The sequence below is a fragment of the Nostoc sp. DedQUE07 genome, from assembly GCF_034530975.2.
Classification (GTDB): domain Bacteria; phylum Cyanobacteriota; class Cyanobacteriia; order Cyanobacteriales; family Nostocaceae; genus Nostoc.
Map to the genome: position 1 here is coordinate 23,696 of NZ_JAVRCC020000038.1, position 26,196 is coordinate 49,891.

Genomic DNA, 26,196 nt, shown 5'->3' on the forward strand with positions numbered 1-26,196 from the left:
AGCAGGTAATTTGACAGTTTATTGACATAATTAGCTGTAATTCCAACTAGCTTACCAAAGAAAGGTAGGAGGCAGAAGGAATTAGAAATGTATTTTTGCTCAAAACAAAGTCTTAAAGATTATAAATCGCCCAATCTTACCTTCAGTAAATCGCAAAGTTTTTTCAAACTAAACAATTAATAACTTCCTCAAGGGTTTCTGAATCGGTTAGGGCTAGTTATTTTGGTGAAGTCAAGAGTAATTATTAGGATGGGCGTAAATTCCTTGTTAAAAAGCAGCAGCAAATTCTTTTGCAAAATCTTCCAACTTTACTTTGCCCATAGCAATTGGCTTATGCAGTTCATAATCCTGCCGCGATGCGCCGTTGTGAATGCTGCTGCCCATTTCAACAAAGTTGGCCGCAATATGTGCCGACATTCCACTCTCTTCCAAACCGCTTTGTGTTTGCTCATCGGTCAAGATTACCCATTTTAAATCCGGCTTGCCAATGGCGGCACCTAAGATGTGAGCGGTTTCGTTGGCCGTATGCTCGTCACTTGCCACATACCGTACTTGCTTGCCGATAGCAGCTGTTTCTATCTCTTCTGCGGCGGCGGCGGCAATATCTCTTGGGGCAACCATTACAAGCTTGTCGTCGCCACCATAGTTTGCGCCAATAAAGCCCAGCCCTTTTATCATATCTACAAAGTTGTAGAGATTGTAGTAGAAGTAACCAGGGCGCAGATGCGTAATGGCTACGTCTGACAGCTCATTCAAAATGCCTTCTACATCGTGAGAACCGAGGATGAATCCGGTGCCTTTATCTAAATTCGCGCCCATACTGCTGAGATGAACTACACACTTTACGCCCGACCGTTGAATGGCTTGTGCATAGTTGCTGCCAGTTTTCTGGTAATACTCTCTTGGATCGGGCACGGTATAGTTTGGCGGCACCATAGCATACACGGCATCAGCACCAGTAAAGGTGGACACCAGAAAATTAACGTCTTCCAGTGAGCCGATGGCAGCGGTGGCGCCCAAAGCTTCAATGTCTTTTTGCTTTTCCGGCTTGCTGCTGATAACCGTAACCGTATGACCTTTTTGCACTAACTCCTTTGCCAGTGGCTTGCTGATGTTTCCTAACGAACCTGTTACTATAACTTTCATAAATATTTCGTTTTTGTTTGCGATGATTTCTGAATTGGTTAGTGCTATTTCTTTTGGTGAAGTTAATGGTAATTATTAGGATGGGGGTAGGTTCCTTATAATTTCATTTTTTGAAACTCTTTTCATGAATATAAGTTTTATTAAAATTTAGGTATTATTTAGAACTAATATGTACGGGGAATTGAATTGGCACAGGCGTAGCCCTTGAGAAAAACTTTGCAATTTACTGACCTTGTGCATGATTTCTGGCGATCTTTGAAGGGATGTTTAACTGGTAAAATATAAAATCTAGCCTAGCAATGCAAATTTAATTGGTTGGCAAACAACTATTATGGAAATCGCGCATGGGACATAAAAAGAAAGATTTTCATTTTTTGTTGTGTCCAACTGGGTATAGGCATCTGTCATGAATTTGATTTACTTTCTTTTGCGTTCTTCGTGGGGGATGGTGGCGATCGCGATCGCTACCGGATTTTTGAGTGGCGGTAGTAGTGCTGGCTTGATTGCCTTAATTAGCCATGCTGCAAGTAGCGGTAATGCTTCCCGCCTCACATCGATAATTTGGGGTTTTGCGGGGCTGGCTATAGTTGCACTAATTACCAGTATCGTTTCTCAAGTGATGCTGATTCGCCTTTCTCAGAATGCAGTCTTGCAATTACGGATGCGTTTAAGTCGCCAGATTCTCGCTTCCGAGTTGAGTCATTTAGAACGCTTAGGGAATCCTCGATTATTGGCTACTTTAACAGAAGATATTCAGGCGGTGGCTAATGCTGTTTATCAGATGCCTTTTATCTTTATTAATTTAGCGATCGTCCTGGGTTGTATAACGTATATAACCTGGCTTTCTTGGTTAGTATTGTTGATGGTTTGTGGGATTTCAGTAGTTGCGATCGCTAGTTGTCAGTGGCTACTCAACAGAGGCGGACAATTACTTACTCTAGCTCGTGAAGATGAAGATTATCTATTTAAACATTTTCGCACGATTACCGAAGGAGTCAAGGAACTTAAACTAAATTACAAGCGGCGGGAAGATTTTTTAGAAGAGAAATTACAATCAACTGCTAACGAGTTTCGTCATCATAATGTTAACGGTCTAAGCCTTTTTGCCATAACTTCAAGCTGGGGTCAACTCATATTCTTTTTTGCTCTCGGTTTTGTATTATTCGTGTTGCCTAATCTGCTTACTATCAATCCCGAAACTCTCTCTGGCTACATTTTGACCTTCACATACTTGGTGTTACCAATGGATAACATCATCAGTAAACTTCCTCTATTAAGCAAAGCTAGCATTGCCTTACAAAAAATCGAATCACTGGGTTTATCTCTAGCTAGTCGAACTGAAATATCCACTGTTCCACCTGCTCTGAAATCTGACTGGCACAGGTTAAAGTTTCAAAGTGTCACCCACACTTACTACACAGAGCAAGAAGACAATAGCTTTGTTTTTGGCCCCGTCGAGTTAACACTTTATCCTCAAGAATTAGTCTTTATTGTCGGCGGTAATGGTAGCGGTAAATCTACATTAGCTAAATTAATTACTGGGCTTTATATCCCAGACAACGGCGAAATCTGGTTTGATGACGAGTTAATTAGCGAAGAGAATCGAGAATGGTATCGCCAGCATTTTTCCGTGGTGTTTTCCGACTTTTATTTATTTGAAGAACTTTTAGGATTAAAAAATTCTCACTTGGATGCTCAAGCCAGAAAATATTTACAAAAACTGCAACTAGACCATAAAGTGAAAGTTGAAAATGGACAAATTTCTACCACTGCTCTTTCTCAAGGACAACGAAAACGGCTAGCTTTACTCACAGCCTACTTGGAAGATCGACCAATTTATCTATTTGATGAGTGGGCAGCCGATCAAGATCCAGTATTCAAAGAAATATTCTACACTCAACTTCTCCCAGAACTGCGATCGCGGGGTAAAACAGTACTGGTGATTAGCCATGACGATCGCTATTTTCATTTAGCAGACCGAATTATCAAACTTGACTATGGCAAAATAGAGTACGATAAAACTTAATCTGGCAAAATCATTCATAATTATTAAAATAATATTTGGAGTTTGACTAAATAAAACTAATGTCTGAACAAAAGCCCATAAATCCTTGGAACTACAAACCTTGGTGGTGTCAACCTTGGTCTATAGTTCTCACGGGTGTAACACTGATTGGTGGTAGCTGGTTACTATTTAAAACTATCTGGCTAACAGTTCTCGTTTCCATCCCGATAGGAACGTGGATGGTATTTTTTGTGTTGTTTTGGCCACAACTAATGATTCGCAGTGGAATTTTAGAGTCGTATAAAGAGTAGTTTGAGCTTAATGTAATGCGGGAAATTAGTCTAGGTAGAGAAAATTATTCCACCACGTTCGAGATTTAGTATATCTGATTGTATGCAGCTAATTATATCAAGTTCGGGTGATTACTTGTAATAAAATCTATCGATGTAGCGACTGTCTGAAAAATCAAACAATCGACTTGTTTGTGAGGATTTATGAAAGCGATGCCTACAACGGGCTACGCCTACGCACCTATGTACTCGATCGCGGTGCGACTAAGTTTGAAGTACCTCAAAACGACTTTGGAGTACCTCAAAACGACTTTGGAGTACCTCAAAACGACTTTGAAGTACCTCAAAACGACTTTGAAGTACCTCAACACGACTTTTAAGTACCTCAAAACGACTTTGAAGTACCTCAACACGACTTTGGAGTACCTCAACACGACTTTGAAGTACCTCAACACGACTTTCAAGTACCTCAAAACGACTTTCAAGTACTTCAAAACGACTTTCAAGTACTTCAACATGACTTCGAGGTATCTGTTGCTTATATAGCAGTCCTAAATCATTCGTGAGTTGAGTCAGATTTTTTAGTCACCTGATTTTTTTGCTTGAAACGCTTGTAAATCAGCGCCTTTTAGGGAATGAATCAGCCCTGCCTTATCAAGGGGGACAACAGAAAATTTAGTTCCCTCCTCAAGACATACTACGGTGTGTGTACAAGTCAAATTACCCCCCTTAATCCCCCCTTATAAAGGGGGGAAATAAGAAAAATCCGGTTCCCTCCCCTTTATAAGGGGAGGGTTAGGGTGGGGTAAAACCGTGATTTCTCGGCTATTTCAGACTTGTGTATACACCGTAGCTGCCCTTGGTAAGGAGGGAGGTCTACCACTTCTTCTAAAATACGTATTATATCTGCGTAAGCGTGCAGAGATGAGCAAAACTGTGCTGCAAAGTTAAGCGATCGCTCAAGAAAATTATAAGAAGAAGTTCTCCTAATCGGTTTCTAACCCTCGGAACTTACGTAGATATAAACTAATTACTAGTATCAAAAACATTAATCCATGATAAAGAACTCTAACAATAGAATAAGTTTTAATAATTTTTTAATAAAATTGATATTTATTAAGCTTCTTTAGGGCAAAAGACCTTGTAAGTATCTAAATAGTTAGGTAATTTGCACAGGGAAAGTTAGGGTGACATGAACAACAGAGTAAACCAAAGGCATGAAGCACATAATGTAATAAAATATTTCTGTATATTCAACCGAATGTTGATTTTCGTTGCAGAGATATTTATGTTACCCAGCCTTGTAGCTGGAGAGGTAATACCGCGGTTGTTTCAAAATTTACAATGCCCTAGACTTTCCTGGCTAAGGCGTAGACATTCATCTGTGAAAACCCAACCTGTTCCTCTACCTGACAATGAAGCACAAAGGCTCAAAGCGCTGGCAGACTACAATATTCTAGATACCCTACCCGAACAAGCATTTGATGACCTAACTGCGATCGCTGCCTACATTTGTAAGACTCCAATTGCTTTAATTAGCTTAGTTGATAGCGATCGCCAATGGTTTAAATCTAAGCTTGGACTAGAAAGCAGCGAAATAGCCAGAGATGGGTCTTTTTGTTCTTATGCCATTCTGCAACCAGAGGAAATATTAGTGGTTCCTAACGCCCTTAAAGACGATCGCTTTAATAACAATCCCTTAGTCAAAGGTAATCCCAAAATTCGTTTTTATGCTGGTGTTCCTTTAATTACGCCTGATGGTCTTCCAATTGGGACGTTGTGTGTTCTAGATACCATTCCTCATCACTTAAATTATCAGCAGTTAGATGCACTGCGCCGCCTAAGTCGTCAGGCGATCGCTCAAATAGAACTCATTCAGGAAGTTCGCTACCGCAAACAAGCAGAGATTGAAGGAAGACAGTTATCGCTGACTGATGAACTAACAGGTTTGCATAACCGACGTGCTTTCTTGCTGATGGCTGCACAGCAGTTGAAAATTGCTCACCGCATGAAAGTGTTTTGCTGGGTTATTTTCATTGATTTAGATGGACTAAAACAGATTAACGACACCCTTGGTCATGACATGGGAGATGCCTTGATTATTGATGCTGGTCGATTACTTAAGCAAAGTTTTCGGAGTTCAGATATTGTTGCCCGCTTGGGTGGAGATGAGTTCATTGTTTTCATCTCTAGCTACTTTAAGGACGCTGATAGTATCCAAGCGCGTCTACAAACAAATATCGCTAACTTTAATCAACAGCAAAACCGTAGCTATAAACTTTCGATGAGTATTGGCATAGAGCGTTACTCACCAGAGAGCAATATGTCACTAGAACAACTAATCGCTAGGTCTGACAAATTAATGTATGCTCAAAAGCGTCTCAAGCGGCAATCAGTTACATAGAATATCCCATCACATAACAGTCTTTAACTACGAATTACGAACTTGTACTGAGCGTAGCCGAAGTATTACGAATTATTTTAATTTACCACCTGGCTCCCATGACTGCGGGGATCATCTTGATTCGCCGTTGGTGCTACTGGGGCTGAAAACTTAGAAACTTTACCGCTAGCTTGAGCGTAGGGGAGAGAGGAACCAGTAACCAAAGCTTCTAAGTTACTAGCCATAATCTTCCGAGGTTGATCGCCGATCGCTTGGGCTATGGTTTCTCCTTGCTGACTCAAAAATACAAAATGAGGAATTCCATCCACCCGAAATCTCAGCATTTCCGGCAGCCACTTGGTATTATCTACATTCAACATGACAAAATTCATCTTGTCAGCATACTCTGTTTCTAGTTGAGTGATATCTGGTGCCATTTTTTGGCAGACAGTACACCAATCAGCATAAAACTCTACTAGAGATGGTTTGCCATTGCTGAGGGCTACTTCTAACGGTGTGGAAGTCTCGCTTAACTTAGCTAGAGTTGCCGAGGTTGTTTCAGTTCGCAATCCTAAGACGAGGGAAACGCTAAGTGCGATCGCTACCATTACAATTAAGAAGTTTCTCAGACGCTTCCCGAATATAGATTCAGGTTTTTCGGGAGAATTAACAGATGAATCAGTACTCATAACAGCACAATTATTAAAACTTCTTAAGCAATTTCTTCTTTAGTTTAGCTGACTCTACGCTCTTTAATTTCTCTAGCTTTGGAACAGTTGAACTGGGGGTTGGGGATTGGGGATTGGGCATTGGGCATTGGGCATTGGGCATTGGTTATAAATTATTCTCCCCTACCCGCCTACTCCCCAGTCCCCAGTCCCCAATCCCCAGTCCCCTATTTACTTAACTTACAAAATTGCTCCAGTTTCCTTCAAATAAACCCGCGTAAATGGTTCATCTTCACCCAAAGTATAATCTTCAATCAACCCTTTGCGACGAATAGAAATATCGTTGCCTTTTTTAATCACCACAGTCGAACCATCGAAAACATCTCGCGCCAAAATCATCTCAATTTCGGTGGGATTATCCAAAACTACGATATTACTATTTTGGTAAAATATGCCCTGTTCTTCGAGGATTTCTTCAGGATACTCGGCAATTAGTAAATCAAGTTTGGGATGACGCAACAAAGTTTGAACATTATTGTTGTAATCTTTGCTTAATACTTTTTTCGAGCGATTCACAAAAACGGCATCACGACAAACAGCACCTATTGTCCAGTTGGGATTTTGCAAAAGGATATGGTCAATCGTTTCTTGCAGTTCTTCAACTGAGATTTTGTTAAAGGTAATAATTGGTATCCTGGCATCTGTACCCGACTCAAAAAAGGTTTCTAAAATATGAGAAGGTACATCAACACTTTCACCAACAGAAGGTTTCAGATGCATTAAAACGCCTGGTGCAGCATTGATTTCCAGGATGGCAAAGTTACTGGATTTCCAAGATTCTGCAAGACTTTTGGTGATTACATCAATCCCCAGGCAAGTCAATTGGAAATGTTGGGCAATATCTTGCGCCAAGATAATATTGTCATCATGAACTGTCGGGGTTGCATCGATGCTCATACCTCCAGCTGAAAGATTGGCAACTTTACGCAGGTAAACAGTGCGTCCTTTCTCAATCACGCTTTCTAATGATAAGCGCTGTTCTTCTAGGTAGAGTTCCATCGCTTCATCAATCTGAATTTTACTCATCGGCGAGGTTGGCGTGTCTAAACGTGCAGGTTTGCGGTTTTCTTGGCGAATTAACTCTGCAAGCGTTAAATACCCATCACCCACAACTGATGCGGGACGGCGTTCTGTGGCGGCGACAAATCGACCATTAACACACAGCATACGAAAATCCGATCCTGTGATGCTTTTCTCAACAATTATTCGGGTTTGCTGATTTTCAGGAATCGCTGCCAGTGACCGATTAAAAGCAGATATCAGTTCTTTTGAGTCTTGTACATCAGCCGTGACACCAATTCCTTTGTGACCTACCACTGGCTTAACTGCCACTGGGTAGCCAATTTCTCGTGCTGCTGCCAAAGCTTCTTTTTCGGTAAAGACAATACTACCTTCAGGTACTGGGAAACCCAAGGTTTTCAAAAATGCCTTACAATCATCCTTGCGGGTAGTAAATTCCGAATCTAGATGGCTATCGCAGTTAAATGTTGTTGCTACTCCCCGGACGTGTTTTTTTCCTAAACCGTATTGCATCAATCCTTCTTCCCACAAATAAAAGGCGGGAATACCTTTTTCATAAGCTGTTCGCAATAGGGCGTAAACCGTGGGGCCTCCGTAGACAGATGCGCGAAATTTATCTTGCAGCCTTACCAGCTGGTCATCAAAAGCAAAGTCTTCATCTTGGGTAATGGCTTCAAACCAATCCCAAACAAAGTAAATTACCTCTCTAGTTGTGCGTTCATGTAGTGATTGAATGCTAATCCGGGTGAGATTTGGATATGGCTTCACACTCCAGCGATGAAGGTGTAAATCCATGTCCAATTTTGCGGCTTCGGATACAACTTGGGCAAAGAGATGGGCATAAGATTCGTAGGTTTGCTCGCGAAGATTTGGATAGCGATCGCCAATGCTGGCAATATAATCTTCAATGGGCAAAGGCTCTCTAGAGTCAATTAGAGCAAAATCAAATGCTAGCGCCCCTACATTTAAATAAGGGTTGGGGCCAAGGTAATGCTTGAAGTTGAAAATATCGAATACATCCGTTCTTCTAGCATTAATGCGGACTAATTCACTGCTTTTTTGTAGAACCATTGATTACGAACCTTCGGCTAAACACCCTAAATTTTTAATGCTGAGTTGTAATTACTCAGACTTATAGATTGTAGATTGACTCAGGTTAATTTTGGAGAGTGATGGCTTTGCCACTGAGCTAATCAGAACCCACGTTAACTTTATTACTAAGCATTTTTAACTATCTTAAGGCATAATTAAATCTTCAATCTTCTGTTAGGAACCAAGAACAGTCAATTCATCCTCATGAATAATTAAAGATATAACCTTTGAAAGGTACAACACTCATCCTAAAATTGTATAAATATATGTAGGGCATTAAAAAGACAGTATAAAAAGACAGCAAAGTATGAATAGCACACAAGCTGCTCTAAGAGATGAAATTCGAGAACTGGCTGACGAAGCTTTTCACCAAAAGCTGATCTCTGGACATGGGGATGGCCCAGACATGAATGAATATCAAATTGTCTACCAAGGCAAACCCAGGCATCTCCCACTCGAACAAGCACGTTTTTTCTTAACTAACTTGCTTTACAAAAGTCGGATTCATTAGAACTTGCCATCAGATATCTATTTGCATCTAGGGTCAATACCAATTACTCGCATCGCCCGATAAATCTCCAATAGATCGTTAGCAATATTGCCAAAAATGCCTCTAGAAAATACTTCTAGAGGCAGTTGATGTTGTAGATTTTATTTAGTGACTGGAAAATTAAATAATTTTTCAGAAAAGTATTTTGGTCTAATTGCGATGTCTAACGACAAGCCGCTTCTGTACGAACGCGAACAGCGTGTCGCAGACAGACGCTTTGCATAGCAAGATCCCCGTAGGGGTATGCGTCTACGCAAATGTTAACCCTACTTTTATCAAGTAATCTATCAAAGGGATGATTTGATACATTGAATTGTCATGTTTTAGTGAAATTTATTAACTCAAATCCCAGGGAGCATCATGGTTGAAAGTAATATCAAAAAGCAGTTAGTAATTATTGGCGGAGCCGAAGATAAAGAGGGTGATTCCGTAATTTTGCGGGACTTTGTCAGACGCGCTGGAGGTACAAAGGCGTATATTGTAATTCTGACAGCAGCCACAGAACTACCAAGAGAAGTGGGAGAAAATTACATCAGAGTGTTTGAGCGCCTGGGAGCCGAAACTGTTCGCATTATTGATACAGAAACCCGTGAAGATGCAGCTTCATCTACCGCGTTGGAAGCTATTAATAAAGCAACTGGGGTGTTTTTTACAGGGGGAGATCAAGCTCGTATTACCAACATCCTCAAGGACACCGAAATCGATGCGGCGATTCACCAGCGCTATTCTGAAGGCGCAGTTATAGCAGGCACAAGCGCCGGAGCTGCTGTGATGCCAGACGTAATGATTGTGGAAGGCGACTCAGAAACACATCCTCGGATTGAAACTGTTGAAATGGGCCCAGGTATGGGATTTTTACCAGGGGTAGTAATTGACCAGCATTTTTCCCAACGGGGACGCTTGGGACGTTTAATATCAGCTTTGATACTACAGCCTGCTGTCTTGGGATTTGGTATTGACGAAAATACCGCTATGGTAGTAGTAGATAACCAAATTGAAGTGATTGGTGAAGGTGCGGTTACGATTGTTGATGAATCAGAAGCTACATATAACAATATGGGCGAAATTTTGAAGGATGAGTCTTTGGCAATTTGTGGAGCAAAGCTTCATATTTTGCCACATGGCTTCAAATTTGACCTGAAAACTCGTCAACCTCTCGTAAACAATGGCTCTGTATCAAATGCCTCTCAACCACTTGCTTCAATTAACACTTAACTTTTAGCAAGTGTATTTAAACAGAAAGTTTTATTGAACAGAATTCAGGAGTCAAAATTCTGAATTCTGCATTCTTCTTCAACTAATTGCTGTAATACCCCCTGTCTGAACCTTTAATAGGCAGGGGATATCAAAGCGCTTCAAAACCTGAGTTTAAGCGAAATACAGTTTGCATAGTAGTTAAGTTTTTAACAATCTGGTATAGCAAAGAGTGATATTTAAAATAACCATCTTCATCAAAGTAAGTAAGGTAGAAAGAATATCAAGGCGATTTCCTTAAACTATAAAAACTGTCAGAACGAATCTGACTGCCATTTCGCCAAACTTCAACTCTTTGTGGAGTGACTAAATAATAAAAACTACCATTATCTGCTCGATATCTGTCTTTACCAATATTCAAAGCTACTATCTTTATAGGCTTGCTTGGGGCTTGCTTCAATTGCCCAATATAAAATAATTGACCATTTTCTTTACAGACTTTTATACGAGAGCTTATAGTCTCACCTTCAATAAGACTAATTCCATTACATTTAGTATCAGCGCTTACAGGTGCAAAATCTATAGGAATTGGCTGCTGTGAGGGTGAAACTTGATTTGCTACTGGGGGTGGCGAAACTGGGCGGTTCTGGTTATCCACTTGCTGAATTTTAGAACCAAAGCCAACACTTGCAGTTACGGATGTCAACAAACGAAGAGGGTCAACTGCTATTCGACCATTTGGATGAACTTCAAAGTGCAAATGAGGTGCTGTACTATTGCCTGTAGATCCCATCTCGGCAATCATTTGACCTTGAATGACCTGTTGACCCTTGCTCACCAACAAACGGCGATTGTGACCATAGACAGTAATGCTGCCATCGAGATGTTTAATAGTTATGGCATTTCCTAATCCCCAATTATCCCAACCTGCTTTAACAACTGTACCGGATGCCGCAGCAACAACAGGAGTTCCAGCCGCCCCTGCAATATCAATGCCTTCATGTTGATATTTGCGGAAGCCTTGAGAAATAAACCCTTTAGTTGGCCAGATTAAGTTAGCAGTAGGGATAGGAGTTTGCCCAATTGGGGAATCGCCTGCCAATTGTGTTAAGGCAGATTTAGGTGTAGTTAATACAGCGCTTAAGGATATTAACCCAACTAGTCCATAAGTACGGTATCGATAAATTATAGCTTTTTGCATAAGTTGTAAGTCTATTAGAACAATAATTCAGACACTTTCTGATTATTTGTTGTTTCAAGCTTACTCGGAAAATATCAGGAAATCTTTAAGCTGTTACGCAAAAAGAAAAGCACATCAACTGGTGTACCCCTCTGGGGAAGCAAGCTACGCGCAGCGTCTCCTTCAGGAGAGGTTGTCCTAAGTCAATTGTCCAAAGTCCAATTGGTAAACACAAATGACTAATGACTAATGACGGTCTACACAGAAAATAGTGCAATATGTAGGCGCGTTAGCTTAGTGAGTTTATAGCTTTTTAGCTTGTTAGATTTTGAATTCACCAACGAGGTCTTGATTTTATATCATGTCTACAGTAAAAAAATAGGTGAGTTAAACTTGCCTAACCCACCCGATAAAATTAAACATTAGAGAAATATTAGAGAAATTAACCATTAAAAACGCGACTGCGCCATTTATTCAACCGAGCTTCCCCAATTGTTGCAGATCGTCGAGCATCAGCAATTTGCTCTTGCAAAGCTGAAATCTGTTTTTCTTGGGCGTCAGCTTGCTGTTGCAAAGATGTATATTCACCTGTGCTGGTGGGTACACTAGAAGACTGCCAACTACTACTAAATTTTGTTGTGCCGATGCTGGCAAATGGTCGTAAGTCTGCTAATTGTTGTTGCAAAGTTGCAATCTGGCTTTCTTGCTCTTTAATCTTTTGCCGCAAGCTTTCCTCGGCTGCTGTGGAAGCTGCAATAAAGGTATTAACTGGAGCAGCAGTTTCTGGCTTGGGCTTGAATATTTCAGCCAGCAATGCACTAATATCCGTGAGTTTCTGTCTACCGTAAGGAGCATTGGTAATTAGCGATCGCACCAGTTGAGGTTCATTATTCGTTGCTAAGTTCTTATCACTGCTAGAGTTGCTCCGCAGCAATTGTAACATATTGGTAAATTCCAATATCTTTTTGCCCGTTTGAGTTTTATAACCCCGGTAATATGGCACTATGTTCTCGCCAAAGGCATCTAGATACTCGTCGCTATCAAGATAAGAATCAATATCCGCTTCAAAACCTTTCTCATCTAGAATGTTGCTGTGATGTATCGTCTCGGAGTAGTCATCGGGAGCGCGACCTAGTAGGTGCTTGAAGTTAAGTTCAATTGCTCGGTAACGGTAAACGTTATCAAAAAATCTGGAGCGATATAACTCTGATTTGGCAACTTGACGCACAAACTCACGCACATCGATTATACCTTGCTTGAGTTGGGATTCTGGAACTACGAGCCGCTCACTTTCCATGATGTAAGCATTACCCAACACTTGCCGATAAACTGCTCGAATTACAATTTCAATGTCATCAACTGAAGCAGTATTCCACAGTTCTATAGGTTCTGTTTGGGGAAATGCTTGATATTGGCGTCGTCTGGTTTCTTCGTCTAAGAAGGTCTGCATAGTTGGGTTCTTGTGGGTAAAAGTAACTAATTTGTCAAGTAAAATAAAATTTCTTTAGCAGGATGACAATACTAAAATGCAAAGCCATAACAGTCCCTACTTAAGATTTACTAATTACTGGTTATTGATATTAACTTATCAAGTTTTGGTGAATTTTTTAGTTACATTTTCTAACAAACTTAGACGGCTAACTATTAATAACTAACAGCTAATCACAATGAGAAATTAGCAATTAGACATTAACAATTAGCCGTCAACCCCCTTGGGGAGTATTTAAAATTCAAAACTTAATTTTGAATTAGAGTATAAACGCCTGTCAGAATAATTTCTACAGGATAGTAACTCTCAAGCACGCTCATCAAATCTAGTGTAGAAACCACCGTATTTGATCCAGTATTGTTTCAAAGTATGATGAGGTGTATGTAAACTAGCTTTTGCCTGATATAAAATTACTTGGCGATGATCGCCCATCCAGATTTTATTAACTGGGTCAACGGATATTACTGTCCCTCCTAAAGATGCAACGCACTCAGAAAATCTCTCAATCGTTGTATATTCTAATGTCTCGAATATAAAAAAGTTACCCGAACATATCAAGTGGCGGCTGCGAATCCAGCAGCGCATCTTTTTTTCAGCCAGTGGAGGCAACATTTTGGTTTTAACAGATTCAAGCTGAATCAACATAATGCGCTCACCGCACGTAATTCATCAGCAAAACTTTCCCGTTTTTCAAATTGTAATGGGCCAGCAGTAGATCCCCATATTTGCTCGTGGGTTTCAATATCCATACCTTTATCTAGACTTATCCAAGTACGCTCAGTTATTTCTACTTCGCTGACAAGATATGTCTGGCATCCATTGCGTTTAATCAGACATTGATTGCCTGGTTCCACACTACCTCGAAACATTTCACCTTCTCGTTGGAAAACCATTGAACAGTGATAACGCCGTTCGATGCTTTCTGGAGTGATGGTTTTGAGGATATCTAATTCACGAGCTGCGCCTGCATAAAGCATCTGATCTTTCAAGCTGTAATTTTCGATATAAATGCGATCGCCCAAATCAACTAGTCGATGTACTCCTTGACGATAGGGTGTCCATAAATCGTGGTCATAAGCTTGTTCAGAATAGAAACCGATACCAGAAAAAAATTCAATCGGTAAAGGACGAAAATAAATGTGAATGTGGGCGTAAAGTTGCGGATTTGCAAAAGATTGCTTGTAGTTGCTAAAATCTCCTGCCATCCAACAGGCTAAGGTGAGCAAATCGCTAGCGTTAGTGCTAGATTCGCTGGGCGCTATCGTCACGTCGCTTCGCTCCAAATTCAAAATTCAAAACTTGTACTGAGCTTGTCGTTGGCGTAGCCTCTCCGCCAGGAGAAGTATTCACGTATTACAATCTCCATAAATAAATTTAGGAGCTTGTATCCTTTTATGTTTTAACCTGATATTTGCTAATTGGTTTAAGACAAAGAGCGAATCTCTGAAGAAAAGGAAGCTGTAGTCACGCCTTTACCATCACTGGTTTTAATCATCGCTACCCGAAACCGAAGATTTGGGTTAGCAAACCAAATTCGCTCCTCAGCAGCAGCGAGTTCATACTCTGTTAACAGGGTAAAAATCCCATCATCACTCAGATGATATTTAGCCACTGCTGGAATTGTTTCAGCGTACCCCTTGTCCCGCAGAAGTTTTCCTCTAGAAGGATTTTCGACATCGGGAATTGGTACTAGTACAGTACTGCCAGAGATTGGTTTATCGTCCCAGTCTGACTCACCTTCCCAAGTCATCCGAAAAGGGTGAGTGATACTGCTGGGTTCAGTGTCATACAATTGACAGATTGCTACCACCGCTGGATCGCTGGTGGATAGAGACTCAATTTCAATGTTAGATAACACTTCTTCAAAGTGGGCAAATGCTAAATGATGAGCACTACGCTGCGATCGCCATCGTCCAATTGAAAGTTCAAAAAAGTCAGTAATTTCCATTAGAAAAGTGATCTTAAAAAAGTAGCTTAAAATCCAAGAGATATCTTGGTAAAAAAGAAAGTTATTCTCCTAGTCTATATGTTAGCCTCCTTGACCACAACTGAATTTGGAGTGCTGAGTGCTGAGTGCTGAGTTAAGAGTTAGGAGTTAAGAGTTAGGAGTTTTTTTTGTCCCCTTGTCCCCTTGTCCCCTTGTCCCCTTGTCCCCAGTCCCCAGTCCCCAGTCTCCTTACTTAGACAAATCTAAGCAACTTCAGTGATACTGATAATTTTGCCGCCTGTGCGATGAATGTTTTGCACTTGTCCAGACAGTTGGTTGTAGTTAACTACATATTCGAGATTGCCCAAACGAGTACGGAGATTACCTGCACCTTTGACAGCCTTAATCAAGAAGCGTTTGTCGGTGCTGTTTACACTAGAACCAGCTGCGGGAGCCTTGATGGATGTGGATAAATTAGAACCGATATCGCCGATTAGTTTAGCTTGGCGATCGCTATCACTGCTAGCGAATCCTCTGACTAAGCTAAAGGTGCGGTTAAAGGTAACATTTTTAATTCCGATTTGGGAGCTTGTGCTGCGAACATAGGGAACAATATTCTCGCCAAAATTCTGCTGATATTCCTTGCTATCGATATAGGAGTCGATCTCAGCATCATAGCCCTGTTCGTTGTAGATGCGGACGTGTTCGGAAATTTCTGCTTGATCGGCAGGAGGACGCCCTAGTAGGTGTTTGAAGTTCAGTTCAATGAACCGATACTGGGAAGAAGAGTTGAAAAACAGGGATTGATAAATCTCTGATTTCGCAACCATGTTGACGAATTCGCGGACGCTGATTTTGCGATCGCGCAATTGCGATTCAGCAGTGGCTAGTCGCTCACTTGACAACAAGTGAGCATTACCCAAAACCTGTTTGTAAACTGCCCGAATCAGTGTTTGTAATTCACTTTCGCTGGTGTTCGGACGCAGTTCAACATTAGGTGAATCAATTGCCCAAAGTGACATTGAGGTATCTCCTGAAAAACGCTAATTTAATTTAATTTCCGAGCATCCTACCCCTTATGGAGGTAGAATTTCCCATCAGTTGTCAGTTATTTTTGCTACTGACTAGCTTTTGTAAAACTTTAGTTTGTGAAAGTGTGTTAAATGTCTTCGTATATCACAACTGACGGCGGAATTGGTCAAACCTCAAATTTGCGATCGCTTTGGCTAACTTTTGAGCGATCGCGATTTACGCAAAAAATAGCCGAAAATCATTCTTTTCAGGTAAGGGCAATTTTATGTAGACGCATACTTCTAGGTGGAAGCTAGATATGCGGAGTGTCTCGCTCAGAAGCGGCTTTCCGCAAGGTATTGCCCTTGAGTGCGTTTAGTTTTGCGTAAATCCCAGAACGAGCGACACTGGGGATTGAAAGATTAGAGACTGAGTACACCGGAATTATTTCCCAATCCCTAATCTCTAAATCCCCAATTTTTATTCTTTAGTTGACAGGGGTAATACTGGCGATCGTGCCACCCTGCTTGTGAATCCGTTGATACTCTTGTGAAAGCTTATTGTATGGCACGAAAAAGACTTGGTTACTGCGGCGAAATTTGGAAATATTATTTACCACATTTGCTTTGTAGCCAGTAACTTCAATCCGGTATACCTTACCATCATCACCAGAACCCACACCTTGACGAGTGCGAGGGGTAGATGTTGGGTTGCGGAATGTAGCGCCCTTGCTGGCTGGTGAAACCACAGGAGTAGGCGTGCTTTGAATTAGCAAACTGTTTAATTTTGGTTGTTTGCCAGCTAAGTCACCTTTCAGGCTGCTGCTAGAAGAACCACGTACCAGTTGAAACAAGTGGGTAAACTGAACCAAACTCTGAATAGCTTCGGTTTTGTAGCCCCGAATATAAGGCACAATGTTTTCCCCAAAAGTTTCTTGGTATTCGTCGCTGTCTAGATAAGAATCAATCTCACCCTCAAAACCCTTTGTATCCAGAATAGTGCTGTGTGTACGCGTTTCTTCTAAATTCAATGGCGCACGACCAAAGAAATGTCTGAAATTTAATTCAATCGCCCGATAACGAGGGGTGTTATCAAAAAACCGCGAACGGTAAAGTTCTGACTTCCCGACTTGACGCACAAACCCGCGAACGCTAATCTCACCCCGTTTGAGTTGAGATTCAGCAACAGAAAGCCGCTCACTCTCCATTACATAAGCGTTGCCTAGAACTTGTTTATAGACAGTTCTAATTACGGTTTCAACATCCTCATTAGAGCGATTTGGCCACAGATCAATAGGATCGGTGTCTTCAAACAGAGCGACCCCTAATCGTGATGCTGGTCCAAAAGCCATTCAAACCATCTCCCAGTTAATAACTAAATTTTATGAGAAGGATATTCAGCAGATGTTAAAAAACTTTACATCATAGTGACAAAGTAGGGGACATAGAGACTTTAAATCCTTATTAGTCGTGATGATTTTAAGTTTTTGCATCGTTTGCCTTTACACATTGTGATACGATGCTGAAACCATATTTATTAAAATTTGTTAAGTTAAATTATACTTTAGAGAAAATTCAGCTTTTTTTTAGTATTGGATTTGCAATTGGGATGCAAGTGATGGTATGTTGCCATTCCCTTGAGCCAGAGTATTAATTATGCTGAGTTACTTAAGTTTATCTCAATCAGTGGGCATGAATAAATTCAACTATCTTATGCAAGATAAAATTAAGTAATATTGTCTGTTAGTCAAGGCTGAAGCTCTAACTACAAACCTTTGATTATTCATGCCCACTTCCACTTAACTTATCGAATTTGGAAAGTAGCCAATTGGCTAATTAAATGGTCAAAATAGGGAGCAAGAATTTGCTGCCGATCGGCTTGGCAGCGTTTCAAACTAGCAGTTTTGATGCTTTTTAAGCCTAAAATCATTGCATCCAATGGAACTTGTAATTCCTGATAGAGCAAATTCATATAATGCAGTCCTGTGGGACTTGTATATTCAGTGTGGCCACCTGCTATGCCATAAGTAATGCAGCGAAGAAAATGCCAAAAATCTCGCCAGCAAGCTTGGGCGCGTTCAGGTGGATAAAGACCGCCTCCAGGCTGGATAATTTCGGGATAAGTTGCCAACACTTGTTCTCTAGATTCATCAACGATTTCGGCGGCGCGATCGCGTAACAATTGAGCAACAGGAATCAACTCAGAATTATCGGGTGACAAGGTTTTAATCTGCGATAAATCTTCGTCGCTGAGGTAGCGAAAAGCATCATCCGCAGCTTGAAATATAGCGATCGCGGCTTTTGGATGGGACTGTTCCCACTCAGCAAAGCTGACAATTCTAGCTTTAGCGATTAATTCTTTAACGGTTTCGCTTAATTGAGTCATTGATTTAGGGGATGGGGGATGGGGAATGGGGCATTGGGCATTGTGCTGGAAGGGGGACAAATCAATTCAAAATTCACGCATTCAAAATTCAAACATTTTAGAACTTCTGCCTCCTGCCTCCTGCCTCCTGCCTTTGCCTCTTCTTTTCCAATGCCCTATGCCCAATGCCCTAAAATAAAGAATAGCTGTACCAAATGCACTTATGGAAATCCATAAAATCCAAGCAGAACTAAAGAACCCAGATTTTCACTATCGTTTGAAGGCGATCGCCGCCCTAAATGATTATGAATCAGAAGTTGCAGTTCCTCTGCTTACGAGCAAACTTCATGACTCAGAATTTTTGGTGCGTTCTTTTGTGGCTAGGGGATTGGGTAATCAACAATCAGCGGAATCTTTTGCAGCTTTGATGCAAATTATGAAATTTGATGATACTCCCAACGTGCGGGCTGAGGCGGCAAATTCTTTATCGCTATTTGGCAGAGTCGCAGTTTCTCATCTAGTTTTGGCATATTATCAGGATGACCACTGGCTAGTTAGACGGAGCATTTTGGCTGCGATCGCTGAAATGGATTGCCCTGAAGAACTATTTGATATATGCGTTCAGGGTTTAAAAGATGAAGATTTCACAGTTCAGGAATCTTCTGTTGATGCACTTGGCTTACTAGCTAATTCTAGCCAACATACTGCGGCATTATCCCAAATACTAACGTTGGTGAATGATGAATCTTGGCGGATGCGCGTGCGAGTTAGCTATGCTCTCAAACGATTTGATGAACCGGAAGCCAAAGCAGCCCTGAACCAACTCAGACAGGATAAAGATCACCGGGTTGTTGGCGCTGCTTTAGAAGACCTATTGCCACAATAGCGCTGTGGGTTTGTCTGCAATGCAATATTGTGATAAAACTTATTATATAAATAGTAAATATTTTATTTTACCTTAAATTTGACCAAAATATCCGGTTAATCTGCCAAAATCTGGAATAAAAGATCAACTTTTTCGAGATGAGGAGGCATTTGTGACTGATATACAAGCTGGTCAAATGACTTGGCGATTACCAGGTTCCTCAGAAATTGCCTTACATTTGCGGCATAATGCTTCGGAACCTTGGCGATCGTATAAAGAATTTCCCCAATATGTTCTACCCGATCCGCCTGGTTTTTCCGAAGGATACGCGACATTTTTAGCACTCCTGAAAAAGAACTGGCAGCCGTTGTAAACTCACTACAGAGCAACTGGTCAAACAATTTTGGATCGATTTATTTCGCTCACAAGGAGCGCGGCTTGCATCTAAAATCTAAAATTGGCACGGTCAAGCACTCAAACTTTCACGAGTTGTTTTGCGGGTATAGGCGTTCCAAACATCGAGTTCTGAATGTGGACGACTGGAAAGCATAGCTTTAGTTGCTTCTGTGAGTCCTTGAGCAAGAGTAAAATCTGCCCCAGCAATACTTTGAAGATGCTCCATCTCTGCATCACTGAGATCGGTTGCTCGCAGGTCTGTATCCCGCAAATCGGCTCCTGTCAATCGAGCATTCCGTAAGCAAGCCCCTGTCAAATAAGCTTTTGTTAGATCGGCACCACTCAAAGAAGCACCTTGCAAATTGGCTCCTGTCAAGTCAGCGCCACTCAGATAGGCTCCACGCAGATTAGCACCTTGTAAATCTGCATTTCGTAAAGAAGCTGTATTCAGAAAAGCACCATTGAGATTAGCACCCGGCCCTACCGCTCCCGAAGTTTTGTAGTTATATTCTTCGGGCCATTTCGTTTGTAAATCATAACGTGCTACTTGGAGTTTGGCTCCCTCCAAATTTGCGCCACTGAGATTTGCTTGTTGGAGGTCAGCACGGTTTAAATAGGCTCCCTGCAAATTAGCCCCACTCAAATCGGCTCCTTGCAAATTAGCGCCTCGCAAATCTGCCCCACTCAAATCGAGATTACTTAATAGCACTTCACTAAGGTCGGCTCCTAATAGATTGGCTTTACTCAAGTTAGCTTGTCGGAAATCGACTTCCTTGAGATTAAATTGGTACAAATCTATCGAATCCACAGGGATTCCGGCTTTCAGAGCTGTTAAGATTTCTGGAGTTGGACTGGGGCGTTCGGCAAAGCCGTTGCCGCAGGCATCGCTTGTAATAAGTTGAATTTCACTATTTGTCATCAGCTGATTAAAATATCACTTTTGGAGTTATTCTACACTTTAGCTAAACCGGGACTTCATCTCATCACTCAGTATTAATAACGCCAAAATTTGATAAAACGAGGTTTCAAAACAGATGCATATAATACCGCCTTTGACAATGATCGATTTCTTCCGTAAAAGTGAAGGTACATGGTTTACGGAACGCGCCGTTCATCATTTTGACTCGGCGGCGGATGAGTCGGGGGAGTCGAATTTGATTATAAAAGTCATGGAAAAGGACGATCCGAAAGTCCAAGAAGTTTGTAAAGCCCAAGGGATAGATCCTAATAAAGCAACAAGCGGTGCTAGCTTTGCATGGCAAGCTAACCTAGATACCAGACTACCGAATACCGATAATGCTGCAATTTTGGTTGATGTTCCCGACGAAACGAGGCGTTCTGGAAAACTGATTCGCAACCAAGGCTATGTTGAGAGCATTCCGGTTGTGAGCCGATATCGATTTGCTGATGATGGAGTGCTGACGATTGATACTGACTATGACAACAATCAAGGTCAGGAACGTTGTTGGTTTGTTACGGATGATTTTCGTGTCAGAGTCAGTACAGTACGAATGATGAACGGAATTAACTTGATGACTTATTGTTCGGAGCGTCGCTGTGTTTCCCAAGAAGTCTTGCAGCAAATGATCGGTCGCAATCATGCTAGGCGTTAGTGGGATTGGGGACTGGGGACTGGGGACTGGGGACTGGGAAATAATTTTCTTAATTCCCAATGCCCAATGCCCAATGCCCAATGCCCAATGCCCAATCCCCAATGCCCAATGCCCAATCCCCAATCCCCAATCCCCCATTAAGGAATGTTGCTTTGTTTCTCATAAATGAGACGTGCGCGATCGCCATAACTTATTTTCATGCAAGGGTTAACAAATCATGCTCCATGTATAAGCCTTTCCTGGAATTTTTAGAAAAAGAGCTATTTCAGCGATTTGATTTACAAAGTAGGGTCATTCCCCCTGGTTTGGAATTCAAAGTTAGCGATCGCGGCAGAAACCCAGCAACTATTCGCAGTTGGTGTTACCAATCTCAAGAGTTGCGGAAAATTCGCTATACCTACATTGATGCTGGAGAAAGCGCTCAAATTTTTAACAGCGTAATTTATCCCAGTCACCACTACGATTTACCTCTGTTAGGGATTGATTTTTTATCCTTTGGGAAAGTCAAAAATCTGATTGTGCTTGATTTCCAGCCTTTATTTCAGGATGAAGATTATCAAAAAAAATATATAGTTCCGCTAAAATCTCTCCACGATCGATACCCGGATTTGGCACAAAACTTAGAAATGAAGTTTTACGATGCCAACCAGTATTTTTCTAAATACCTATTGTTTGCCAAAACCGACCCGGAAACAGTGGCAACACGAGTCTTTGAAGCTTTTCAGGATTATTTAAACTTATATTGGCAAATGTTAGCTGATGCCAAACCGCTCCAAGACCCTGAAGATATCCAACGGATTGTCAAAGCCCAAAAAGACTATGACCAATATAGTGCAGACCGCGATCCAGCATCTGGTTTGTTTAGCAGTTACTTTGGTCATGAATGGGCAGAACGCTTTCTCCATGAATTCTTATTTGAAGATGCTGTTCCCCTAGCAGTCGGTGCCGGCAAAAGATAATTGGCATTGGGCATTGGGCATAGGGCATTGGGCATTGGGGATTATTAATTTTGAATTCGGAGCGAAGCAACGTGACGCTTTATCAGCCATTTCTCGATTATGCGATCGCCTATATGCGATCGCGTTTGGATTTACAGCCCTATCCTATCCCCACTGGATTTGAGTCCAAGAGTGCTGTTGTGGGTAAGGGAAAGAATCAGGAAGAAGTTGTCACCACTAGTTATGCCTTTCAAACTTCAAAATTGCGGCAAATTCGGGCAGCTCACGTACAAGGTGGCAATTCGCTGCAAGTGCTGAATTTTGTGATTTTTCCGCGCCTCAACTACGATTTACCCTTTTTTGGGGCAGATTTGGTGACATTGCCAGGAGGACATCTAATTGCTTTGGATATGCAGCCCCTATTTCGGGATGATTCAGCATATCAAGCAAAATATACTGAACCAATTTTGCCTATTTTCCACACCCACCAGCAACATCTATCCTGGGGAGGAGATTTTCCCGAAGAAGCACAGCCCTTTTTCTCTCCCGCTTTTCTGTGGACTCGTCCCCAAGAAACGGCTGTAGTAGAAACTCAGGTGTTTGCCGCTTTCAAAGACTATTTGAAAGCTTATCTCGATTTCGTAGAGCAGGCAGAACCCATAACAGATTCCCAAAATTTAGTAGCCATAGAACAAGCCCAACTGCGATACCTGCGATATCGGGCTGAAAAAGACCCAGCGCGAGGGATGTTTAAACGCTTTTATGGTGCCGAATGGACTGAAGAGTATATCCACGGCTTTTTATTTGACCTAGAGAGAAAATTAACAGCTATCAACTAAAAACTTTTTGACCTCACTCAGTGCTAAGTAGAGTGTCAATGAAGACTCGTTCAAGTCACGTTAAACTAGGAAAATAATCTAACTTATACCAATTCCAAAAATTTTGCAGCAGATACCCCACCTGCGCTGACGCACATCCTTACCAATGTATTGAGGACGATTGGGAATGGGTCTTATCTATATAATATATGTTGCATTCGTTTTGAAATTGGTATCAGCTGTACTTAAACTAGTTTGTCTTTATAATGGTTTCCACCTTTCCCAATCCCGCTTCTGTCGATCTATCTCGCATCCGACTTTCTATTCGCTCATTGCAACCGCAATTAATAGAGTGGCGGCGGCGATTGCATCAACAACCAGAGTTGGGTTTTCAAGAAAAACTGACTGCTGAGTTTATATCACAAAAGCTGCAAGAATGGGGAATTGAGCATCAAACTGGTATTGCCCATACTGGCATTGTTGCCACCATCAAAGGCAACAAACTTCCTGACTCGCGACTTCCGACTCCGCAAGTTTTAGCGATTCGCGCGGATATGGATGCTTTGCCAATCCAAGAACTCAATGAAGTGCCGTACAAATCGCAGCATAATGGAGTGATGCACGCTTGTGGACATGATGGACATACAGCGATCGCTTTAGGTACAGCTTATTATCTCCAGCAGCATCGCCAAGACTTCTCTGGTGTTGTAAAAATTATCTTTCAGCCAGCGGAAGAATCACCAGGAGGCGCAAAGCCGATGATTGAAGCTGGAGTTTTGAAAAATCCTGATGTTGACGCAATTATTGGTTTGCACTTGTGGAATAATTTGCCTTTAGGAACAGTGGGTGTACGTGCTGGCGCATTGATGGCAGCTGTGGAATGCTTTAACTGCACAATTTTGGGTAAAGGTGGACATGGCGCACTACCTCATCAAACTGTTGACTCCGTTGTTGTTGCTGCTCAAATCGTCAATGCTTTGCAAACCATTGTCGCTCGGAATGTTAATCCCATTGATTCAGCAGTAGTAACAGTGGGAGAACTTCACGCTGGAACCAAACGCAATGTCATTGCTGATACAGCGAGAATGAGTGCCACTGTCAGGTATTTTAATCCTAGTTTGAAAGGCTTTTTTAACCAGCGCGTCGAGCAAATTATTGCTGGAATTTGTCAGAGTCATGGTGCAAATTATGACTTAGAATATTGGTCACTTTATCCACCAGTAATTAATGATATTAAAATAGCAGAACTAGTGCGATCTGTAGCAGAACAAGTGGTAGAAACTCCTGTGGGTATCGTACCAGAATGCCAAACTATGGCTGCTGAAGATATGTCATTTTTCTTAGAAGAAGTTCCTGGTTGTTATTTCTTTCTGGGTTCTGCTAATCCCGCGAAAGACTTAGCATATCCTCATCATCATCCCCGGTTTGATTTTGACGAAACCGCCTTGTCAATGGGTGTGGAAATATTTGTTAGATGTGTGGAAAAGTACTTTGTTTCATGTCATTAGTCATTAGTAATTAGTCATTAGTCATTAGTCCGTTGTAGTCACAAATGACAAAGGACAAAGGACAAATGACCAAGGACGACCATAACAAAAATGTTCGCAATCTGATTTAGGATGGCTATATCTCTAATTCGTGACTATCGGTTTCTGTTTATTGCTAACTTCTAAAGGTAGGAAAATCGTCATCACTTCCCCATAGTGTGGACGCTGGCGCACAATTAGTTTGCCACCGATCGCCTGAAACAAATGCTTGGTTGCAGCGATATTCAAACTAATCGTGCCTGTTTCTGGTTGAAACATCAACAGTTGACCGAGAGCCTTGCGGATTGGTGGTGTTGCAGGTATGGCGGCTTTATTTGAATCTTTGCATCGGAATTGCGGCGATAATTGTAACTTCAGTTGATCTCCTGCGGGGATAACTTGTACTTGAATATGGCTGCCAGCAGGTAAGCTGCGAGTAAAATTTTCCATCAAACCAGTGAGAACCCGATCCAGCATGGTGGGATTGCTCACTACTGTTGGTAGTTGCTGGGGTAAAACAACATTCAAAGTTAAGTTACGGCGATGCGCTGCTTGTTCCCAACGGGGAATGCTCTGCTGCAACACTTGATCTAAAGACATCGGTGTGAGTTGAGTTTTTGACGATTTTGCTGAGGCAGTAGTTTCTAGTTCTGCGGCCTTAAACAGCAATTCCATACGGTCAATTTGCTCTGTACACTCGTGATCGATAATTTTTAAGCGATTAATCGCGCTAGCATCTAAGTCTCGCCGCTTCAACAGCAGACGAGTCATGGTGCGAATAGTTGTTAAAGGTGTACGGACTTCGTGAGCAAAAGCTTGGAGCAATTCTACATCAGGATTTGAGGATTGGACATTAGCCATCCCTTCGGCTTTGCTTAGGGCAACTGGGCATTCAGGATTGGGGAAAACTTTTCTCCCCTGCTCCCCTGCTCCTCTGCTCCCCCGGTTACTGAGCGCAGTCGAAGTATGCTCCCCTGCTTCTTCCCCAGTCCCTAGTAAAAAGTCTCTAGTCTCTTCTGGTTCTGTTAATTCCTGAAGTAATAACTGACTAAAGTGGATCATCATGCGGTAGTCTGGTGCTACCGGAGAATACTGTTCTACTAATGCGTCCAAGCGGGCGAAAAATTCTGGATTAGCCAGCATTACCCGTGCCCCTAGCGATCGCCAAGCCTGCTGCACTATCTCTGGCTCAAAAGAAAATGAAAAGGTTTTTTTGCCGTTTTTGTGGGTTGTTAAAACTAGTACTAATCTGAATTTATCTGTAAAAACCAAGCAAAATTGTTCTGCTCCGAGCGGATCGGCAGGTAGTAAAGGAAGTACCGATTCATTGGGAGCAATATCTTCATTGACAGACGCAATTGCACCTGGCATCTGAAATGGCATCAGCGCCAAAGGGTTAAATGGTTTTGCTGTAAAAGTTACTGTTTGTAAACTTTGAGTCAATTTTGGTTGACTAAACAAGGGTGCTGGTGCAGCTAAAACTAATCCTTGGGTTGTGTCAACTGAAGGGTCTGCTAAAGTATTTAATAGCAAATGTTCTGTCGCTGCGAGGCTGATACGCCACTGCTGCTCTGCTTTAGCAGGTGAACATTCTGCCACACTTGATTGATTTTGGGCCAAGATTTCGCTCAGGCTTGGCAATATCCATTGGTACACAGGCT

General features: G+C 41.7%; 26 protein-coding genes. 13 read left to right on the top strand and 13 right to left on the bottom strand.

What is annotated here, in order from left to right; all coding sequences use genetic code 11:
* Positions 1 to 267: 267 nt before the first annotated feature.
* Positions 268 to 1,146, bottom strand: coding sequence for an NAD(P)H-binding protein (locus tag RMZ95_RS24325; RefSeq protein ID WP_322682900.1), 879 nt, complete (start codon positions 1,144 to 1,146; stop codon positions 268 to 270).
* Positions 1,147 to 1,552: 406 nt separating this feature from the next.
* Here RMZ95_RS24325 and RMZ95_RS24330 point away from each other — a divergent pair, with 406 nt between their 5' ends.
* From RMZ95_RS24330 to RMZ95_RS24345, 4 genes are all read left to right on the top strand, one after another.
* Positions 1,553 to 3,172: a cyclic peptide export ABC transporter gene (locus RMZ95_RS24330; protein ID WP_322682899.1), complete on the top strand. Its 1,620-nt coding sequence runs from the start codon at positions 1,553 to 1,555 to the stop codon at positions 3,170 to 3,172.
* A 59-nt stretch (positions 3,173 to 3,231) separates the two neighbouring features.
* Positions 3,232 to 3,462 carry a DUF6737 family protein gene (locus RMZ95_RS24335; RefSeq protein ID WP_104906287.1) on the top strand — a complete coding sequence of 77 codons (231 nt, stop codon included), beginning with the start codon at positions 3,232 to 3,234 and terminating at the stop codon, positions 3,460 to 3,462.
* 173 nt (positions 3,463 to 3,635) lie between these two features.
* Positions 3,636 to 3,821: a hypothetical protein gene (locus RMZ95_RS24340; protein ID WP_322682898.1), complete on the top strand. Its 186-nt coding sequence runs from the start codon at positions 3,636 to 3,638 to the stop codon at positions 3,819 to 3,821.
* 1,004 nt (positions 3,822 to 4,825) lie between these two features.
* Complete coding sequence (locus tag RMZ95_RS24345) at positions 4,826 to 5,845, top strand: sensor domain-containing diguanylate cyclase (RefSeq protein ID WP_322682897.1); 1,020 nt, start codon at positions 4,826 to 4,828, stop codon at positions 5,843 to 5,845.
* 77 nt (positions 5,846 to 5,922) lie between these two features.
* On the opposite strand, the gene RMZ95_RS24350 is transcribed toward RMZ95_RS24345, so the two are convergent.
* Together RMZ95_RS24350 and RMZ95_RS24355 are read right to left on the bottom strand one after the other, a co-directional pair.
* Entirely contained in the window at positions 5,923 to 6,513 is a 591-nt protein-coding gene (locus RMZ95_RS24350) for a thioredoxin family protein (protein WP_322682896.1), read from the bottom strand.
* Positions 6,514 to 6,732: 219 nt separating this feature from the next.
* Positions 6,733 to 8,643: an acetate--CoA ligase family protein gene (locus tag RMZ95_RS24355; RefSeq protein ID WP_322682895.1), complete on the bottom strand. Its 1,911-nt coding sequence runs from the start codon at positions 8,641 to 8,643 to the stop codon at positions 6,733 to 6,735.
* A 328-nt stretch (positions 8,644 to 8,971) separates the two neighbouring features.
* On the opposite strand from RMZ95_RS24355, the gene RMZ95_RS24360 reads away from it, so the two are divergent.
* Both RMZ95_RS24360 and RMZ95_RS24365 read left to right on the top strand, forming a co-directional pair.
* Positions 8,972 to 9,175, top strand: coding sequence for a hypothetical protein (locus RMZ95_RS24360; RefSeq protein ID WP_322674187.1), 204 nt, complete (start codon positions 8,972 to 8,974; stop codon positions 9,173 to 9,175).
* A 399-nt stretch (positions 9,176 to 9,574) separates the two neighbouring features.
* Positions 9,575 to 10,429 carry a cyanophycinase gene (locus RMZ95_RS24365; RefSeq protein ID WP_322682894.1) on the top strand — a complete coding sequence of 285 codons (855 nt, stop codon included), beginning with the start codon at positions 9,575 to 9,577 and terminating at the stop codon, positions 10,427 to 10,429.
* 262 nt (positions 10,430 to 10,691) lie between these two features.
* On the opposite strand, the gene RMZ95_RS24370 is transcribed toward RMZ95_RS24365, so the two are convergent.
* From RMZ95_RS24370 to RMZ95_RS24395, 6 genes are all read right to left on the bottom strand, one after another.
* Entirely contained in the window at positions 10,692 to 11,609 is a 918-nt protein-coding gene (locus RMZ95_RS24370) for a M23 family metallopeptidase (protein WP_322682893.1), read from the bottom strand.
* A 421-nt stretch (positions 11,610 to 12,030) separates the two neighbouring features.
* On the bottom strand, positions 12,031 to 13,038 hold the full coding sequence (locus tag RMZ95_RS24375) for a phycobilisome rod-core linker polypeptide (RefSeq protein ID WP_322682892.1): 1,008 nt from the start codon (positions 13,036 to 13,038) through the stop codon (positions 12,031 to 12,033).
* A 345-nt stretch (positions 13,039 to 13,383) separates the two neighbouring features.
* Positions 13,384 to 13,722, bottom strand: a complete 339-nt coding sequence (locus tag RMZ95_RS24380; RefSeq protein ID WP_099102916.1) for a CpeR family transcriptional regulator — start codon at positions 13,720 to 13,722, stop codon at positions 13,384 to 13,386.
* Entirely contained in the window at positions 13,716 to 14,345 is a 630-nt protein-coding gene (locus RMZ95_RS24385) for a chromophore lyase CpcT/CpeT (RefSeq protein WP_322682891.1), read from the bottom strand. Before RMZ95_RS24385 ends, RMZ95_RS24380 begins: the two co-directional genes overlap by 7 nt.
* A gap of 155 nt (positions 14,346 to 14,500) precedes the next feature.
* Positions 14,501 to 15,025 (bottom strand): phycobiliprotein lyase, encoded by a 525-nt coding sequence (locus RMZ95_RS24390; protein WP_322682890.1) that lies wholly within the window; start codon positions 15,023 to 15,025, stop codon positions 14,501 to 14,503.
* Positions 15,026 to 15,267: 242 nt separating this feature from the next.
* Complete coding sequence (locus RMZ95_RS24395; RefSeq protein ID WP_322682889.1) at positions 15,268 to 16,026, bottom strand: phycobilisome rod-core linker polypeptide; 759 nt, start codon at positions 16,024 to 16,026, stop codon at positions 15,268 to 15,270.
* Between the two features lie 141 nt (positions 16,027 to 16,167).
* On the opposite strand from RMZ95_RS24395, the gene RMZ95_RS24400 reads away from it, so the two are divergent.
* On the top strand, positions 16,168 to 16,332 hold the full coding sequence (locus tag RMZ95_RS24400) for a hypothetical protein (RefSeq protein WP_322682888.1): 165 nt from the start codon (positions 16,168 to 16,170) through the stop codon (positions 16,330 to 16,332).
* Between the two features lie 170 nt (positions 16,333 to 16,502).
* Here RMZ95_RS24400 and RMZ95_RS24405 read toward each other — a convergent pair whose 3' ends face one another.
* Entirely contained in the window at positions 16,503 to 17,366 is an 864-nt protein-coding gene (locus RMZ95_RS24405) for a phycobilisome linker polypeptide (RefSeq protein ID WP_322682887.1), read from the bottom strand.
* Positions 17,367 to 17,818: 452 nt separating this feature from the next.
* Positions 17,819 to 18,400 (bottom strand): phycobilisome protein, encoded by a 582-nt coding sequence (locus RMZ95_RS24410; RefSeq protein WP_322682886.1) that lies wholly within the window; start codon positions 18,398 to 18,400, stop codon positions 17,819 to 17,821.
* A gap of 202 nt (positions 18,401 to 18,602) precedes the next feature.
* On the opposite strand from RMZ95_RS24410, the gene RMZ95_RS24415 reads away from it, so the two are divergent.
* Positions 18,603 to 19,265, top strand: coding sequence for a HEAT repeat domain-containing protein (locus tag RMZ95_RS24415; protein ID WP_322682885.1), 663 nt, complete (start codon positions 18,603 to 18,605; stop codon positions 19,263 to 19,265).
* A gap of 151 nt (positions 19,266 to 19,416) precedes the next feature.
* Positions 19,417 to 19,617, top strand: a complete 201-nt coding sequence (locus tag RMZ95_RS24420; RefSeq protein ID WP_322682884.1) for a hypothetical protein — start codon at positions 19,417 to 19,419, stop codon at positions 19,615 to 19,617.
* A gap of 93 nt (positions 19,618 to 19,710) precedes the next feature.
* Here the strand turns inward: RMZ95_RS24420 and RMZ95_RS24425 are convergent, their stop codons facing one another.
* Positions 19,711 to 20,559 (bottom strand): pentapeptide repeat-containing protein, encoded by an 849-nt coding sequence (locus tag RMZ95_RS24425; protein ID WP_322682883.1) that lies wholly within the window; start codon positions 20,557 to 20,559, stop codon positions 19,711 to 19,713.
* A 115-nt stretch (positions 20,560 to 20,674) separates the two neighbouring features.
* Here RMZ95_RS24425 and RMZ95_RS24430 point away from each other — a divergent pair, with 115 nt between their 5' ends.
* From RMZ95_RS24430 to RMZ95_RS24445, 4 genes are all read left to right on the top strand, one after another.
* Complete coding sequence (locus RMZ95_RS24430) at positions 20,675 to 21,253, top strand: phycobiliprotein lyase (protein ID WP_322682882.1); 579 nt, start codon at positions 20,675 to 20,677, stop codon at positions 21,251 to 21,253.
* Positions 21,254 to 21,477: 224 nt separating this feature from the next.
* A complete protein-coding gene (locus RMZ95_RS24435; protein WP_322682881.1) occupies positions 21,478 to 22,212 on the top strand; it encodes a 15,16-dihydrobiliverdin:ferredoxin oxidoreductase in 735 nt (244 codons plus the stop codon).
* Positions 22,213 to 22,262: 50 nt separating this feature from the next.
* A complete protein-coding gene (locus RMZ95_RS24440) occupies positions 22,263 to 23,030 on the top strand; it encodes a phycoerythrobilin:ferredoxin oxidoreductase (RefSeq protein ID WP_322682880.1) in 768 nt (255 codons plus the stop codon).
* 245 nt (positions 23,031 to 23,275) lie between these two features.
* The gene (locus RMZ95_RS24445; RefSeq protein ID WP_322682879.1) at positions 23,276 to 24,517 is read left to right on the top strand and encodes a M20 family metallopeptidase; all 1,242 of its coding nucleotides are present in this window, start codon (positions 23,276 to 23,278) and stop codon (positions 24,515 to 24,517) included.
* A gap of 123 nt (positions 24,518 to 24,640) precedes the next feature.
* Here RMZ95_RS24445 and RMZ95_RS24450 read toward each other — a convergent pair whose 3' ends face one another.
* The gene (locus tag RMZ95_RS24450; protein ID WP_322682878.1) at positions 24,641 to 26,191 is read right to left on the bottom strand and encodes a HAMP domain-containing sensor histidine kinase; all 1,551 of its coding nucleotides are present in this window, start codon (positions 26,189 to 26,191) and stop codon (positions 24,641 to 24,643) included.
* Positions 26,192 to 26,196: the final 5 nt, after the last annotated feature.

Bases quoted from the DNA above. Each gene is read 5' to 3' on its own strand.
- RMZ95_RS24325 (WP_322682900.1), bottom strand. From the start codon at position 1,146: ATGAAAGTTATAGTAACAGGTTCGTTAGGAAACATCAGCAAGCCACTG.
- RMZ95_RS24330 (WP_322682899.1), top strand. From the start codon at position 1,553: ATGAATTTGATTTACTTTCTTTTGCGTTCTTCGTGGGGGATGGTGGCG.
- RMZ95_RS24335 (WP_104906287.1), top strand. From the start codon at position 3,232: ATGTCTGAACAAAAGCCCATAAATCCTTGGAACTACAAACCTTGGTGG.
- RMZ95_RS24350 (WP_322682896.1), bottom strand. From the start codon at position 6,513: ATGAGTACTGATTCATCTGTTAATTCTCCCGAAAAACCTGAATCTATA.
- RMZ95_RS24355 (WP_322682895.1), bottom strand. From the start codon at position 8,643: ATGGTTCTACAAAAAAGCAGTGAATTAGTCCGCATTAATGCTAGAAGA.
- RMZ95_RS24360 (WP_322674187.1), top strand. From the start codon at position 8,972: ATGAATAGCACACAAGCTGCTCTAAGAGATGAAATTCGAGAACTGGCT.
- RMZ95_RS24365 (WP_322682894.1), top strand. From the start codon at position 9,575: ATGGTTGAAAGTAATATCAAAAAGCAGTTAGTAATTATTGGCGGAGCC.
- RMZ95_RS24370 (WP_322682893.1), bottom strand. From the start codon at position 11,609: ATGCAAAAAGCTATAATTTATCGATACCGTACTTATGGACTAGTTGGG.
- RMZ95_RS24375 (WP_322682892.1), bottom strand. From the start codon at position 13,038: ATGCAGACCTTCTTAGACGAAGAAACCAGACGACGCCAATATCAAGCA.
- RMZ95_RS24380 (WP_099102916.1), bottom strand. From the start codon at position 13,722: ATGTTGATTCAGCTTGAATCTGTTAAAACCAAAATGTTGCCTCCACTG.
- RMZ95_RS24390 (WP_322682890.1), bottom strand. From the start codon at position 15,025: ATGGAAATTACTGACTTTTTTGAACTTTCAATTGGACGATGGCGATCG.
- RMZ95_RS24395 (WP_322682889.1), bottom strand. From the start codon at position 16,026: ATGTCACTTTGGGCAATTGATTCACCTAATGTTGAACTGCGTCCGAAC.
- RMZ95_RS24400 (WP_322682888.1), top strand. From the start codon at position 16,168: ATGTCTTCGTATATCACAACTGACGGCGGAATTGGTCAAACCTCAAAT.
- RMZ95_RS24405 (WP_322682887.1), bottom strand. From the start codon at position 17,366: ATGGCTTTTGGACCAGCATCACGATTAGGGGTCGCTCTGTTTGAAGAC.
- RMZ95_RS24410 (WP_322682886.1), bottom strand. From the start codon at position 18,400: ATGACTCAATTAAGCGAAACCGTTAAAGAATTAATCGCTAAAGCTAGA.
- RMZ95_RS24415 (WP_322682885.1), top strand. From the start codon at position 18,603: ATGGAAATCCATAAAATCCAAGCAGAACTAAAGAACCCAGATTTTCAC.
- RMZ95_RS24425 (WP_322682883.1), bottom strand. From the start codon at position 20,559: ATGACAAATAGTGAAATTCAACTTATTACAAGCGATGCCTGCGGCAAC.
- RMZ95_RS24430 (WP_322682882.1), top strand. From the start codon at position 20,675: ATGCATATAATACCGCCTTTGACAATGATCGATTTCTTCCGTAAAAGT.
- RMZ95_RS24435 (WP_322682881.1), top strand. From the start codon at position 21,478: ATGTATAAGCCTTTCCTGGAATTTTTAGAAAAAGAGCTATTTCAGCGA.
- RMZ95_RS24445 (WP_322682879.1), top strand. From the start codon at position 23,276: ATGGTTTCCACCTTTCCCAATCCCGCTTCTGTCGATCTATCTCGCATC.